Here is a 13,935-nt window from a genome sequence, read left to right as displayed (position 1 = left end):
GTATTTCAGGAGGCCCGCATGACCGCTGCCGCTCCACCGTCGCGGCCGGCGCGCGCACGCGCGCGCGGCGACTTCGGCACGGCGTTGGCCGAGGGATTCGCGCGCCGCATCGGTGTGCTGGCTCAGCATCTGGGTGCGAACGCCGTCGCCGTGCGCTGGGCCCGTCGCGCCGCATTTGCGGTCAGCCGTGCGACGAGCGCCGGGCACGTCTGCGTATCGCTCGCGCGGCTCGCGCGGCGTTACGGCGAAACGCTCGGCGTTGCGGCCGCGGCATTGCGCGCGAGCGGCGTGGTCTCGGACGGCGCGCTGGATGCAGCCGCATTGGGGCCGCTCGTCGTCGATGCGGCGGGTCGGCTCTACCTCGCGCGCTACTACGACGACGAGCGCCGGCTCGCGATGGCCGTTGTCGATCACGCAACGGCGCGCGCAGCGTCAAGCGCGTTTGACGCCGATGCCGCTTTCGTGGCGCGACTCGAGCGCTTCTTCGGTCCGCCCGACGCGAGCGAGGTCGATTGGCAGCGCGCAGCGGCAGCCCTGTCGTTGTCGAGCCGGCTAACCGTCGTCAGCGGCGGGCCCGGCACGGGTAAGACGACGACCGTCGTCGGTATGCTCGCCTGCCTGATCGACTCCGATCCCTCGCTGGCGATTGCCCTCGCTGCGCCGACGGGCAAGGCGGCGCAGCGGATGCAGGAGGCGTTGCTCGCGCGCGCGGCGAGCTTGCCGGAAGAGATCGCCGCGCGCTTGCCACGCTCGTCGCAGACGTTGCATCGGCTGCTCGGTCTCGGACAGGGCCTGCGTGCGCGCCACGGAGCCGACAATCCGCTGCCCTACGACGTGCTCGTCGTCGACGAGGCGTCGATGATCGACGTCGCGCTGGCGGCGCAGCTATTCGATGCGCTCGCGCCCGAGACGCGTCTCGTGCTGCTCGGCGATAAAGACCAGCTTGCGGCCGTCGAGGCGGGTGCCGTCTTTGCCGAGCTGAGCGCGCGCCCATCGTTCAGCGAGGCCGGCATCGCGCGCATCGTGCGGGCCGCGGGGGTCGACGCGGCACGCGTCCGAGCGGCGCTGCCCCGCCCCGAGCAGGACGACGCGGCGAGCGACGATGCAGCGGCCTTCGATACGTTCTCGAACGAGGACGATGCGTTGGACTTGTTCGATGAACTCGATTTGCCGGGGAGCATCGAGTCCGTCGACTCGGATGGATCGATCAACGCGGCTTGGCCTTGGGTGGGACTCGACGAATCGGCCGTTGCCTACGCGGGTGACGGCGCGCCGTCGCCTAACACATCACCCCAGGCGGCGCCGCTCGTCGATTGCGTGATTTGGCTCGAGCGTAACTATCGATTTGGGCTCGACTCCGCGATCGGCCGCTTGTCGCTCGCGATCCGCCGCGGCGACGCGCGGGCCGCGTTCGATGCGCTCGGCGTGGACGCGAGTGTCGGTAGAGACGTGCCGCGCGAACTCGATTTGTTCGACGCCCCGGTCGACGGCGCCCCGGCTCAGCTCGACGAGGACGCCGGCCCATCGCTGGCACCCCGTACACTGGAACGCCTGGCGCAAGGCTTCGCGCCGTACGTCCAGGCATTGGCGACAGCGCTCGCGCAGCCGCAGCCCGATTGCGGGCCGCTCTTCGATGCGTTGAACGCGTTTCGCGTGCTTTGCGCGACGCGGCTCGGCGCGCGCGGCGTCGAAGCGCTGAACGCGCAGATGGCCGAGCACGTGCGACGGGCCGCGCGCGTGCCGCTCGCGGTCGGTACGAGCTGGTTCGCGGGGCGCGCGGTGATGGTGGCACGCAACGATTACGCGCTGGGCCTGTTCAACGGCGATATCGGCATTGCGCTGCCCACGCGCGAAGGCGCGCTGCGTGTGTACTTCCGCACGGCCGACGGCGGCGTGCGGGCCGTGACGCCCGCGGCGCTGCCGCCGCACGATACCGCGTTCGCATTGACGGTCCACAAATCCCAGGGTTCCGAGTTCGATCACGCGGCGCTCGTGCTGCCTGCGTCGACGAGCCGCGTGCTGACGCGCGAGCTCGTCTACACAGCCGTCACGCGCGCGCGCAAGACCGTGCGCGTCGTCGGCGCGCGCGAGGTGCTCGCCGAGGCAATTGCCACGCCTACGCGGCGCGAATCGGGCTTGTTCGCCCGCATGCAGGAGGCACGATGACGCTACGCCATCACGTACTGCCCGACGAGGTCGAGTTGACGGCGGTCCGCGCGCAAGGGGCGGGCGGACAGAACGTCAACAAAGTGTCGAGCGCCATTCATCTGCGTTTCGACATTCGCGCGTCGTCGCTGCCCGAGGCATTGAAGATGCGACTGCTCGCGCTCGAGGATCGCCGCATCACGCGCGAGGGTGTCGTCGTCATTAAGGCGCAGGAATACCGAACGCAGGAGATGAACCGAACGGCGGCGCTCGCGCGGCTCGAGGAATTGATCTCGAGCGTCAGCGTCACGCGTCGGCCGCGCATTCCGACGCGGCCGACGCGCGCCTCGACGGTGCGCCGCCTCGACGGCAAGACGCACCGCTCGAGCGTAAAAGCGGGGCGTGGGCGCGTCGACGAATAACGGCGGTGCACCGCCGGCCGCTAGGGCAAGCGTGCGATCGGTACGCTCAGTGCGCTCAGTGCGCTCAGTGCGACTGGCGTGATCGGTGTGCTTGGGGCGATCAGTCGATGCCGGCGGACGGCCCTGACACGCTGGCCACGAAGTCGACGCAAAACACTTCGAGTTCGCCGCCTCGGTCGACGGTGACGGCGGCCGTGTAGCAGTCCTTGCCTTCGGTCAGCGAGTAGTGCGGCCCCATGACGGCGATGCGTCCCGGCGCGGCCAGCGCGCGCTTGAAGTAAGCGCGCCGCGACCAGTTGCTCGCCGTGTCGGGAAAGAGCGGAGCGAGGCGGGCCAATTGCCCCTGCGACTCCGACGCGATGGACGGCCGATGTTGATCGCCATGCCGGTCGACGATGAAGACGCGCCGCGCCCAGGGGCTGCGAAACGTCCGCTGCGCGGCGAGCGCGAGATCGTCGGTGGCCTTGTAGGCGTGCGCTCCGCCGAGCACGGCTTCTTCAACGCTCGCGAATTCGACGGGTACTCCGGGCGAGGTGGCGGAATTTGCGCGAAAGCGCTGCCACATCGATGCGATCCGGGCGGGCGCCTTGCCGCTTGCCTCCGCGATCGACGCGTGCGGCTTGCCGAGCCAGAAGCCCTGAACGAAGTCGACGTCGGCTTCCATGAGCGTCATCAGTTCGTCCTCCGATTCGACGCCTTCGCCGAGCACCATCGTGCCTGCCCGGTGCAGCATCGTCACGAGCTGCGTGGCGAACTGATGATCGGTGCTCGGCGCGGCGATGCGGGCGACGAGCGAGCGGTCGAGCTTGACGATGTCGGGGCGCATGCGCCAAATGCGATCGAAGTTCGAAAACCCCGTGCCGAAATCGTCGATCGCGATCAGCAGGTCGCGTTCGCGCAGCACCTCGACCATTCGATCGAAATTGGATTCGTCGGCGCTCGGCTGTTCGATGATCTCGACGACGATGCGGTGATGCGGGATGCCGAAGTAGTCGCACAGCTCGTCGGTGAATGCGCGCGAGTTCGGGCCGACGCGCAGCAATTGCGGCAAGGCGTTGACGAACAGCCAGCCTGTTTCGACGTCTTGCTCGGCGAAGTTCGCGAAATGCACGCAGCGCGCAAGCCGCTCGAGCGTGAGCGCCGGGCCCGTGGCTCGCGCGCGGGCGAACAAATGATCGGGCGCGATCCTTTGCCCGTTTGCCTGCGTGGCGCGTAGCAGCGCCTCGTAGCCGACGACGCGTTTGTGCGTAATCGAGACGACGGGCTGAAAGGCGCTGCGCAGCGTCACGCCTTGATAGACGACATGCCACCCGCCATCGTCGCGGGCGAGATGCGGCAGGATGCCGGCGAGCGTCAGATCGCGTTTGGACGACATGGCGAGCGAGGCGCGGCCCCGCGCCCTGGCCGATCGCGGCGGCCGGCGTGCCAGACGCGGAAAGAGATCGTGCCTGTCGCGCACGGCAAGCCGCGCGACCGGAAGCGAACGAAATGACCGGGCATGTCGGACGGAGTCCATATGATGAAAGGGCAGTGTAACAAAGAGTGGGCACAAGAAATGGGCTCAGCGTAAAACCCGGCCCGCATGGGCCTTTGTGCGGCGGCAGACGGTCAGAGGGAGATGGGGCGGAAAGACGCGTGGCGGGCGTGGTGCGCGCCACGCTTTGAGAGGGGGGAAGCGCGCCAGGTGCGCACGGGCCATCCCAGGCGCGGGCGCGTGCCTGGGGGAGCGGGGCGCTGCTATGCCTGCCGCTGACGCAGGCCGGGAATGCGCTTGATGACGCCCGTCGCGAGGGCGGTGCCGACAAGCACGATGGCGCAGCCTTCGACCATGCTGGCGCTCACCTGCTCGTTCAGGAACAGGGCGCCCCAGAGGATGCCGAAGACGGGGATCACGAACGTGACCGTGATCGCACGCGCCGGCCCGGCGGCATTGATCAGATGGAAGAAGATGAGATAGGCAATGCCCGTGCATGCCACGCCGAGGCTCAGCACCGCGCCCCATGCATGCATCGAGATAGCGCCATGGGGCCAGGTTGCGATCGCGAACGGAATCAGTGCGAGGCTGCCGCCGATCATGCTGCCGGTTGCAATCGTCAGCGAATCGACGCCGGCCAGGTAGCGCTTCGTGTAATTGGCGGCGATGCCGTAGAGCAGCGCGGCGCAAGTCGCGGCAAGTGCGGCGAGGGTCATCGTCGAGGCCGAAGGGGCGAGGGCGCCATGCGGGGCCGCGATTTGGCCCCAGACGAGCGAGACGACGCCGGAAAAACCGATGAGCATGCCCAGCGTGCGCAGCGGCGTCAGGCGATCCCTGAGCCAGACGAATGCGACGAGCGCACCCCACAGCGGCGTCGTGGCGTTGATGACGGACGTCGTGCCGGCCGAGAGCGTCAACTCGGCGAACGCGAACAGGCAAAACGGCGCGGCGGAATTGAGCACGCCGACGACGAACAGCGGCAGCGCGCGCGAGCGTAGCGTCGCGAACGATACGCGTGGCGTGCCGCGCAACGCCAGCATCGAGATCAGGACGAGCGCGCCGATCGACACGCGCAGCGCCATGAGCGGCGCAACGCCGAATTCAGCCACGCCTACGCGGATGAACAAGAAGGACGCGCCCCATAACGCGGCGAGCACGAGCAATTGAACGGCGTGGCTGGGCTTCATGGAGGGTCTCGAGGTGTTTCGCAAGCTTATTGTCGGATAACCGAAACGCATGGTAGCACCGGGACGGCGGCCTATATTTCAGCCCGAGATGAAACAGCAAGAAACGGAGCACGAATGGTGGGATCCACCCGCCCATAAACGAAAAGGGGCGCGAGCGCCCCTTGCATACCCAGTGAACCGTGAACTGAAGCCGCGAGCCGAATCGCATCGCTCGCGGCAAGGTATCACGACGTCACGACATTACTGCCGCTGATAGATCTGCGCCCCGCTCTTGACGAACTCGACGGCCTTTTCTTCCATGCCCTTCTTGAGTGCCGCATCGTCGGAGACGCCTTGGGCCGCAGCAAAATCGCGCACGTCTTGCGTGATCTTCATCGAGCAGAAGTGGGGGCCGCACATCGAGCAGAAGTGAGCGACCTTCGCCGAATCCTTCGGCAGCGTCTCGTCGTGGAACTCGCGCGCCTTGTCGGGATCGAGGCCGAGGTTGAACTGGTCTTCCCAGCGGAACTCGAAGCGCGCCTTCGACAGCGCGTTGTCGCGCACCTGCGCGCCCGGATGGCCCTTGGCCAGATCGGCCGCGTGCGCAGCGAGCTTGTAGGTGATGATGCCTTCCTTGACGTCGTCCTTGTTCGGCAGGCCGAGGTGCTCCTTGGGCGTGACGTAGCAGAGCATTGCCGTGCCGAACCAGCCGATCATCGCCGCGCCGATACCCGACGTGATGTGGTCGTAGCCGGGCGCGATGTCGGTCGTGAGCGGTCCGAGCGTATAGAACGGCGCTTCGTCGCACCATTCGAGCTGCAGGTCCATGTTCTCTTTGATGAGCTGCATCGGCACGTGGCCGGGGCCCTCGATCATCACCTGCACGTCGTGCTTCCACGCGATCTGCGTGAGTTCGCCGAGCGTCTTGAGCTCGCCGAGCTGCGCTTCGTCGTTGGCGTCGTAGATCGAACCGGGACGCAGGCCGTCGCCGAGCGAGAAGCTCACGTCATAGGCCTTCATGATTTCGCAGATGTCTTCGAAGTGCTCGTAGAGGAAGCTTTCCTTGTGGTGCGCGAGACACCACTTCGCCATGATCGAGCCGCCGCGCGAGACGATGCCCGTCATCCGGTTGGCCGTGAGCGGCACGTAGCGCAGCAGCACACCCGCGTGGATCGTGAAGTAGTCGACGCCTTGCTCGGCCTGCTCGATGAGCGTGTCGCGAAAAATCTCCCACGTGAGATCTTCGGCTTTGCCGTTGACCTTTTCGAGTGCTTGGTAGATCGGCACCGTGCCGATCGGCACCGGGCTGTTGCGGATGATCCACTCGCGCGTTTCATGGATGTGCTTGCCCGTCGACAAATCCATGACCGTGTCGCCGCCCCAGCGGATGGCCCACGTCATCTTGTCGACTTCCTCGCCGATCGACGACGTCACGGCCGAGTTGCCGATGTTCGCGTTGATTTTCACGAGGAAATTGCGGCCGATGATCATCGGCTCGCTCTCGGGGTGGTTGATGTTTGCCGGGATGATCGCGCGGCCGCGTGCGATTTCTTCGCGCACGAATTCGGGCGTGATCTCGGGCGCGGCATTCGCGCCGAACGCCGCGGCACCGAACGCCTGGCCCGGGTGCTGGCGGCCCATCATCGCGGCGAGCTTGGCGCCGTTCGGGCCGCTCGCGCGCAGGTTCTCGAGGTACTCGGCGCGGCGCTGGTTCTCGCGGATCGCGATGAACTCCATTTCGGGCGTGATGATGCCGCGGCGCGCGTAGTGCATCTGCGTGACGTTCGCGCCGGCCTTGGCGCGGCGCGGCGTGCGGTGCAGGTCCGGGAAACGCAGCGAGGACGTAGCCGGATCGGCGGCGCGCTCGCGGCCGTACTGGCTCGAGAGCCCCGACAGCGCTTCGGTGTCGCCGCGCTCCTCGATCCAGCCTTGGCGCAGCGCCGGCAGGCCCGAGCGAATGTCGATCTTCGCTTGCGGATCGGTGTAGGGGCCAGAGGTATCGTAGACGTAGATCGGCGGATTTTTCTCGCCGCCGAAGCCCGTCGGCGTGTCGGCCTGCGTGATTTCGCGCATCGGCACGCGCAGGTCGGGGCGTGAGCCCGTCACGTAAATCTTCTGCGAATTGGGCAGCGGGGCGACCGCGGCGGCGTCGACGCGCGCTTCGGACGAGATGAATTTCGGGTTGGCACTCATGCATTTCTCCTGACTTGGGGTGCTAATGCAGGAGACGAGAGGGCGGATGAGAGAAATGCGCCGGGCGGCAAGGCCCGTACGCTTCCCTGCGCTGGCATTATCCAGATCAGGTTCAAAGGGTATTTCTCACCCGCGCGTACCGAGTGCGACGGTACGACGCAGGACCCCCGCGTTAGCATCGCAGAAGATACACCGGGCGGCCGGGCTTTGGCAACCGGCGTTCGCGGTGTTCGCATCGCTCGGTTCGGTGCCGGACCAGGCTCGTAGGGTCTCGCGGCAATGCGGCGCCGGTTCGGCGGCCGCTCGCAAGGAGTGTCCGCGCGCCGTTTTCGTCTCCGACCGTTGCATAATGACGACGTTTGCGCGAAGCCTCGCCGCGCGCTCGTTCTCGAAGCCCCGTCGATCGACATGTCGCTTTGCTTCGCCCGCTTTGCACGCGCATCCCTGCGCGGCTCGCGCCCCGCGCCGAGCCCGCCGAGTTTGCCGTGTACCGCATCCGGCCGCTCGGCGAACTCGCCCCGAGGCGTCGGCTGATGCCTTCCGCGCCGCTTCGCATCCTCACGCGCATCCGTCTGCCGCGCACGCATGGCGGACGCATCGCACTCGCGCTCGCCGTCGTCTATTTCGCCTGGGGCTCCGCCTATCTCGCCGTGCATGTTGCGCTCGAAGCGTTTCCGCCGTTGTTGCTCTCGGGCTTGCGCAACCTGATCGCGGGCATTGGCCTATTCATCTTCGCAATTCGCCGCGCGACCGTCTGGCCGACCTTCGTCGAAACGCGCAACGCCGGCATCGTCGGCACGCTGCTCGTCGGCTTCTCGAGCGGCCTGCTCGCATTCGGCATGCGCAGTGTCGGGACGGGCACGGCAGCGGTGATGGTTGCGACAGTGCCCTTGTTCGCAACCGTCATCTCCGCCGTGGCGGGCCGGCCCATCGCAAAGGGCGAGTGGGTGGCCGTGGCGCTCGGGCTCATCGGCATCTTCATCCTCAGCCACGGCGACACGTCGAACTCGTCGAACTCGTCGACGAGCGGCAGCATCGTCATCCTTTGCGCCGCGCTGTTCTGGGCGGTCGGTGCCCATCTTGCGAGCCGGCTTGCGCTGCCCGCCGATCTGTTCCTGTCGACGGCCCTGCAGATCGGTCTCGGCGGCGGGATCTCCACCCTGATCGCCGTGGTCGGCGGCGAGCATGTGACCTCGCTCGGGTTCGGCTCGCTGTTCGCGTTTCTGTATCTGATGTTCGTCGCGACGATGGCGGCGTACGTCGCCTACGGTTTCTTGATTCGGCACACGAGCCCGATCGTCGCCAGTAGCTGCATGTACGTCAATCCGATCGTGGCCGTGGCGCTCGGCGCCCTGACGCTTGGTGAGCCCGTGACCGGTGCGACGCTCGTGTCGACAGGCGTGATCCTCGCCAGCGTCGCGCTTTCGTTCTGGTTCGATCGGCGACGCGCTGCCTAGGGACTTGCCCATCCGCTCAAATAGGCTCGAATGTGGCCCGCCATGCTTCTTACAGCTTTGCCGCCAGTTCCGCGCCTTCTCGAATTGCCCGTTCCGCGTCGAGTTCGCCGGCGAGCGCGGCGCCGCCGATCACATGGAAGCGCGGACCGTCCGCGCGCGGCGATGCGGGCACGAGTTCGCGCAACGATTCCTGGCCGGCGCAGACGACGATCGTCTCCACGTCGAGCCATTGCGCTTGCCCGTCTCGTTCGATCTTGAGCCCCCGCGGGCCGATCTCGAGATACGCGACGCCGTCGAGCATGTGCACGCCGTGTCGCGTGAGCGTCGCGCGATGCACCCACCCCGAGGTCTTGCCCAGGCCCGCGCCGAGCTTGCCCTTCTTGCGTTGCAGGAGCCAGATGCGCCGCTTGGGCTCTCCTGCGTCCCGTGAGGCGGCGAGGCCGCCAGGCGTTGCCACGGCCAGATCGACGCTCCACTCATCGAGCCACTTGCCGGCAGGCTGTGGCAGCGGGTCGCCCAAGCGATGCAGCAAGAACTCGCTGACGTCGAACCCGATGCCGCCCGCGCCGATGACGGCCACCGTTCGCCCGACCGGTGCGCCTTGCAGCACGTCGACGTACGAGAGCACGTTGGCCCCGTCGATACCGGGAATCGCCGGACGACGCGGCACGATGCCCGTCGCGACGACGATTTCGTCGTATTGCGACTGCGCGAGCAGCGCGGGATCCACGCGCGTGCCGAGCCGCACGTCGACGCCGTGCTTGCGCAACTGCGCGCCGAAGTAGCGCAGCGTTTCGGCGAATTCCTCTTTGCCCGGAATGCGCTTGGCGAGGTTGAATTGCCCGCCGATCGTCTCGCTCGCATCGAACAGCGTCACCCGGTGGCCGCGCGAGGCTGCCACGCAGGCGGCCGACAGCCCGGCCGGCCCCGCGCCGACGACCGCGAGCGAAAGTGCGCGGGCCGCGGGCCGGTAGACGAGCGCCGTTTCGCGCGCGGCGCGCGGATTGACTAGACAGCTTGCGCGTTCGTTGCGGAACGTATGGTCGAGACACGCTTGATTGCAGGCGATACAGGTGTTGATCTCATCGGCCCGGTCCTCGCCGGCTTTGACGACGAACTGCGGATCGGCAAGCAGCGGCCGCGCCATCGAGACGAGATCGGCGCTGCCCTGCGCGATCAGCGATTCGGCGAGCTCGGGCGTATTGATCCGATTCGAGGCGATGACGGGCACCGAGACGGCCGCGCGCAAGCGGGCGGTGAGCGGCGCGAACGCGGCGCGCGGCACCGACGTGACAATGGTCGGCACGCGCGCTTCGTGCCAGCCGATACCGGTGTTGATCAGCGTGACACCGGCCGCTTCGAGCGCGCGCGCGACTTGCACGGTCTCGTCCCACGTGTTGCCGTCCGCGACGAGATCGATCAGCGAGAGCCGGTAGATGACGATGAACCGCGTGCCGCAGGTCTCGCGCACGCGCCGCACGATGTCGAGCGCGAGACGCACCCGATTCTCGAGGCTGCCGCCGTAGCGATCGGTGCGACGGTTCGTTCGGTGGCAGAGGAATTGATTGAGCAGATAGCCTTCGCTGCCCATGATCTCGACGCCGTCATAGCCAGCGCGCTGCGCGAGCCGCGCGCAGCGTGCATAGGCGCGCACCGTGCGCTCGATCCCGGCCTCGGTCAGCGCGCGCGGCGTGAACTTCGAGATAGGCGAGCGGATCGCGGAAGCGGACACGACCAACGGGTGATAGCCGTAGCGGCCCGCATGCAGGATCTGCAAGGCGATTTTGCCGCCTTCGTCGTGCACCGCACGCGTCAGTTTTCGGTGATTGGGCAGGTCGAGCACGGTGTTCAGCGTGCCGCCGAACGGCAGCAGCCAGCCCTCGCGATTGGGCGAGATGCCGCCCGTGATGATGAGGCCGACGCCGCCCCTGGCGCGCTCGCGATAGTACGCGGCGAGCGCCGGGTAATGCCAGAAGCGGTCCTCCAAACCCGTGTGCATCGAGCCCATGACGACGCGATTCTTGAGCTTCGTGAAGCCGAGGTCCAGCTCGGACAGCAAATGTGGATAGGGCATGGGCGGGCTTCGCAAGAGTGAATGCGTGCGAACGATAGCGCGCCGCGCGTGCCCGACGCTGGAGGTTTGTCTCTAATCGCACCCCTCACGCGTCAGGGCTAAGCGCTCGGTCGGCGTCGCGCGATGGCGAGATCAATCGATCAGCGTGCCGTCCGTCTCGTAGAACGGATACGGTCCTTCGCCTTCGTCGACATAGGCGTGATGCGTGACGACACCTGTTTCAGGCGTGTATCGATGCAGGGCGAAGGCGGGCGGCTCGAGCCGGAACGCTGACGGCGCGCCCTCGCGCAGATCGAGCGCGACTTGATGTGCCGGCGCGGGCACGGCGGCGGCGATCGTGCCGGCGAAGCGCGTGTAAATGGGCCGATGCACGTGGCCGCAAATGACGCGCTCGACGTTCGGGTAGCGGCGCACGATCGTGGCCAGCCGCTCGGCCGACTCGGGGTCGAGGCGCTGCCGGTCCATATGGCCGATGCCGGAGACGAACGGCGGATGATGTAGCGCGAGCACGATCGGCTTGCCGTGCGCGAGCGCGAGCTGCGCATCGAGCCAGGCGAGGCGCGCTTCGCACAAGTGGCCGCCGCTTTGCCTCGGCATCAGCGAATCGAGCGCGACGAGCCGCAGCGGGCCGATGTCCACGGCGTAATGGACGAATTCGCCGCCGGTGCGCAAATACGCGTGATCGTCGAACACTTCGCGCAGCGCGGCGCGATCGTCGTGATTGCCGACGAGCAGGTAGACGGGCATCGCGAGCGGCGCGAGCAGCCGCTTGAGCGTTTCGTACTCTACGAGACTGCCCAAATCGGCGAGATCGCCCGTGACGACGACGGCGTCCGGTCTCGGCTCGAGCGCGTTCAGGCGCGCGACGCAGCGCTCGAGATAGGCCGCCGTGTCGACACGCCGGTAGGCGAGCGCACCGGGGCGCTTGATGTGCAGATCGCTGATTTGGGCCAGTAGCATGTGGGGTCCTATCGTTTTTGTTTGTCGGTGAGGCATCGTCAAGGTAGCGCGATTAGCCCCTCCGGCGCAATTTCGATACCGACCGGCGCGCCGGGTGCCCACTCGCTGCGTCCGGCGATGTCGATCACGAGCGGTTCCGGCGCGGCGGCCGTGACCGTCACGCGCGTGCGTTCGCCGAGAAACGAAACCGCTTCGACGATGCCGCGCAGCGAGGCGCCGTCCGGATCGACGAGCCGACCGTCTTCGGGGCGGAAGAACAGCTCGGGCGGTCCCCCGTTGCCGAGTCCGGCGGGCAGCGCGATGCTGCCGCCGGCCGTCGCGAGCGTGCCGCCGTGCCATTGTCCCGCGAGTCGATTGATCGTGCCGACGAACTGCGCGACGGCGCGATTGGCGGGCCGATAGTAAATGTCGCGCGGCGTGCCGATTTGCTCGATGCGGCCCGCGCTCATGACGACGATGCGATCGCCGAGCTCCATCGCTTCGGCTTGATCGTGCGTTACATAGACCGTCGTCACGCCGAGCGCGCGCAGCAGCGTATTCATTTCGCTGCGCAGCGCGTCGCGCAGACGCGCATCGAGCGCGGTCAGCGGCTCGTCGAGCAGCAACACGCGCGGCTCGCGCGCCAGCGCGCGCGCCAATGCCACGCGTTGCCGCTGCCCTCCCGAGAGCTGATCGATCGGCTTGTCGGCATGCGCCTCGAGCCGCATCATCGCGAGCAACTCATCCACGCGCCTGCGCGCGAGCGCGGGCTCGACCTTCGCGATCTTGAGGCCGTAGCCGACGTTGCCGCGTACCGTCAGGTTGGGGAACAGCGCATAGCTTTGGAACACCATGCCGACCTGCCGCCGCTCGATCGGCAAGCGCGTGACGTCGTCGTCGCCGAAGCGCACGGTCCCGCCCGCATCGGGCGATTCGAGGCCGGCGATGATGCGCAGTGTCGTCGTTTTGCCGCAGCCCGACGGCCCGAGCAGAACGAGCGTCTCGCCCGCGCCGATCGCGAGATCGAGCGGTTCGAGCACGCGCGTGCCGTGAAATGTCTTCGCGCACTGCGCGAGGGCGATGGGAACGGGGGTGAATTTCATCGTAGCGAGTGGAGCGAAAATGAGTCCGCGTTTAAGTGCGCGTTTAGTCCGTGTTCAATCCGCGCCGGGCTTGCCGAGATGCGCCGCGTCGGCTCGGCGCATGAGTTCGACTTGTCCGCCGCCCAGGCGCTGCATCGCGACGAGCAACGGCATCGTCATCGCGAAAAAGAGAATCGTGTAGGCACTGCCGACCTCGATGCGCAGCGACGCATAGGTATCGGCGAGTCCGACGGGCAGCGTCTTGGTTTCGGGCGTGTGCAGCATCCATGTCAGATTGAATTCGCCGACCGACAGCGTGACGACGGCGAGCGCGCCGGCGACGATGCCGGGCCGCAGATTCGGCAGCACGACCGTGAAAAAGCGCTGCATGAACGTGGCGCCAAGGCTCGCCGCGCCTTCCTCGAGCGTGCGCAGGTTCGCGCTCGCGGCGACGGCCGCAACGGCGCGCACCATGAACGGCAGCGTGAAGACGATGTGGCCGACGACGATGAAGGCGGCGCTCATGCGAAACGCCGTGATGCCGCCGTAGACGACGATGAGCGCGAGCGCCGACGCGAGCCCGGGCAGCGCGATCGGCAGCACGAGCAGTTCTTCGACGATGCGCGCTACGCGCGTCTTGCTGCGCGCGAGCGCGTAGGCGGCGGGCACGCCGGTGAGAAGCGTGACGGCGAGCGTCGCCGCGGCGACTTCGAGCGAAAGAAACACGGAGCCGTGATACTGCTCCCAGACTTGCGCGAGCCAGCGCAGCGTCAGGCCGCTCGAGATGCCGCGAAAGTAATTGACGGTGAGCCCCGCCATGATCGACATGACGACGGGCACGACGAGAAACGCGCAGAGTGCGAACGTGACGAGCCACTGCCCGAGCGCGAGCAGCTTGCGCGGCGCGAGACGCTCGGCCGGCCACGGCGTGCGGTGGCGCGCGGCCGCTGCGGTGTCGGTATCGGCGAATAGATTCATCTCGA

The 13,935-nt window shown here is 67.3% G+C and carries 10 protein-coding genes and 1 riboswitch; of the genes, 3 read left to right on the top strand and 7 right to left on the bottom strand.

The window, feature by feature from the left end; all coding sequences use genetic code 11:
• The first annotated feature begins 18 nt into the window (after positions 1–18).
• Together J3485_RS12220 and arfB are read left to right on the top strand one after the other, a co-directional pair.
• Entirely contained in the window at positions 19–2,166 is a 2,148-nt protein-coding gene (locus tag J3485_RS12220; protein ID WP_206952710.1) for an AAA family ATPase, read from the top strand.
• On the top strand, positions 2,163–2,567 hold the full coding sequence (arfB, locus tag J3485_RS12215; RefSeq protein WP_206952709.1) for an alternative ribosome rescue aminoacyl-tRNA hydrolase ArfB: 405 nt from the start codon (positions 2,163–2,165) through the stop codon (positions 2,565–2,567). Before J3485_RS12220 ends, arfB begins: the two co-directional genes overlap by 4 nt.
• 100 nt (positions 2,568–2,667) lie before the next feature.
• On the opposite strand, the gene J3485_RS12210 is transcribed toward arfB, so the two are convergent.
• The 3 genes from J3485_RS12210 to thiC all read right to left on the bottom strand — a co-directional run bounded on the left by J3485_RS12210 (position 2,668) and on the right by thiC (position 7,400).
• A complete protein-coding gene (locus J3485_RS12210; protein WP_206952708.1) occupies positions 2,668–3,942 on the bottom strand; it encodes a sensor domain-containing phosphodiesterase in 1,275 nt (424 codons plus the stop codon).
• A gap of 362 nt (positions 3,943–4,304) precedes the next feature.
• Positions 4,305–5,228: a DMT family transporter gene (locus J3485_RS12205; protein WP_206952707.1), complete on the bottom strand. Its 924-nt coding sequence runs from the start codon at positions 5,226–5,228 to the stop codon at positions 4,305–4,307.
• A 240-nt stretch (positions 5,229–5,468) separates the two neighbouring features.
• Positions 5,469–7,400: a phosphomethylpyrimidine synthase ThiC gene (thiC, locus tag J3485_RS12200; RefSeq protein ID WP_206952706.1), complete on the bottom strand. Its 1,932-nt coding sequence runs from the start codon at positions 7,398–7,400 to the stop codon at positions 5,469–5,471.
• A gap of 65 nt (positions 7,401–7,465) precedes the next feature.
• Positions 7,466–7,579: riboswitch (TPP riboswitch) on the bottom strand.
• Between the two features lie 354 nt (positions 7,580–7,933).
• On the opposite strand from thiC, the gene J3485_RS12195 reads away from it, so the two are divergent.
• Positions 7,934–8,857, top strand: a complete 924-nt coding sequence (locus J3485_RS12195) for an EamA family transporter (RefSeq protein ID WP_206955781.1) — start codon at positions 7,934–7,936, stop codon at positions 8,855–8,857.
• A 49-nt stretch (positions 8,858–8,906) separates the two neighbouring features.
• Here the strand turns inward: J3485_RS12195 and J3485_RS12190 are convergent, their stop codons facing one another.
• The 4 genes from J3485_RS12190 to J3485_RS12175 form a co-directional block, all read right to left on the bottom strand.
• A complete protein-coding gene (locus tag J3485_RS12190; protein ID WP_206952705.1) occupies positions 8,907–10,931 on the bottom strand; it encodes an NADPH-dependent 2,4-dienoyl-CoA reductase in 2,025 nt (674 codons plus the stop codon).
• Between the two features lie 132 nt (positions 10,932–11,063).
• Positions 11,064–11,891, bottom strand: a complete 828-nt coding sequence (locus J3485_RS12185) for a phosphodiesterase (RefSeq protein ID WP_206952704.1) — start codon at positions 11,889–11,891, stop codon at positions 11,064–11,066.
• A 38-nt stretch (positions 11,892–11,929) separates the two neighbouring features.
• Positions 11,930–12,973: an ABC transporter ATP-binding protein gene (locus J3485_RS12180; RefSeq protein WP_206952703.1), complete on the bottom strand. Its 1,044-nt coding sequence runs from the start codon at positions 12,971–12,973 to the stop codon at positions 11,930–11,932.
• A 54-nt stretch (positions 12,974–13,027) separates the two neighbouring features.
• Positions 13,028–13,930: an ABC transporter permease gene (locus tag J3485_RS12175; RefSeq protein WP_206952702.1), complete on the bottom strand. Its 903-nt coding sequence runs from the start codon at positions 13,928–13,930 to the stop codon at positions 13,028–13,030.
• Positions 13,931–13,935: the final 5 nt, after the last annotated feature.

It is taken from the genome of Trinickia acidisoli, from assembly GCF_017315725.1.
GTDB classification, from domain to species: Bacteria; Pseudomonadota; Gammaproteobacteria; order Burkholderiales; family Burkholderiaceae; genus Trinickia; species Trinickia acidisoli.
This window is presented reverse-complemented; position numbering and strand designations above follow the sequence as displayed.

Excerpts from the sequence above, each read along its gene's own strand:
- J3485_RS12190 (WP_206952705.1), bottom strand. The coding sequence starts at position 10,931 with ATGCCCTATCCACATTTGCTGTCCGAGCTGGACCTCGGCTTCACGAAG.
- J3485_RS12195 (WP_206955781.1), top strand. The coding sequence starts at position 7,934 with ATGCCTTCCGCGCCGCTTCGCATCCTCACGCGCATCCGTCTGCCGCGC.
- J3485_RS12220 (WP_206952710.1), top strand. The coding sequence starts at position 19 with ATGACCGCTGCCGCTCCACCGTCGCGGCCGGCGCGCGCACGCGCGCGC.
- J3485_RS12180 (WP_206952703.1), bottom strand. The coding sequence starts at position 12,973 with ATGAAATTCACCCCCGTTCCCATCGCCCTCGCGCAGTGCGCGAAGACA.
- arfB (WP_206952709.1), top strand. The coding sequence starts at position 2,163 with ATGACGCTACGCCATCACGTACTGCCCGACGAGGTCGAGTTGACGGCG.
- J3485_RS12185 (WP_206952704.1), bottom strand. The coding sequence starts at position 11,891 with ATGCTACTGGCCCAAATCAGCGATCTGCACATCAAGCGCCCCGGTGCG.
- thiC (WP_206952706.1), bottom strand. The coding sequence starts at position 7,400 with ATGAGTGCCAACCCGAAATTCATCTCGTCCGAAGCGCGCGTCGACGCC.
- J3485_RS12175 (WP_206952702.1), bottom strand. The coding sequence starts at position 13,930 with ATGAATCTATTCGCCGATACCGACACCGCAGCGGCCGCGCGCCACCGC.
- J3485_RS12205 (WP_206952707.1), bottom strand. The coding sequence starts at position 5,228 with ATGAAGCCCAGCCACGCCGTTCAATTGCTCGTGCTCGCCGCGTTATGG.
- J3485_RS12210 (WP_206952708.1), bottom strand. The coding sequence starts at position 3,942 with ATGTCGTCCAAACGCGATCTGACGCTCGCCGGCATCCTGCCGCATCTC.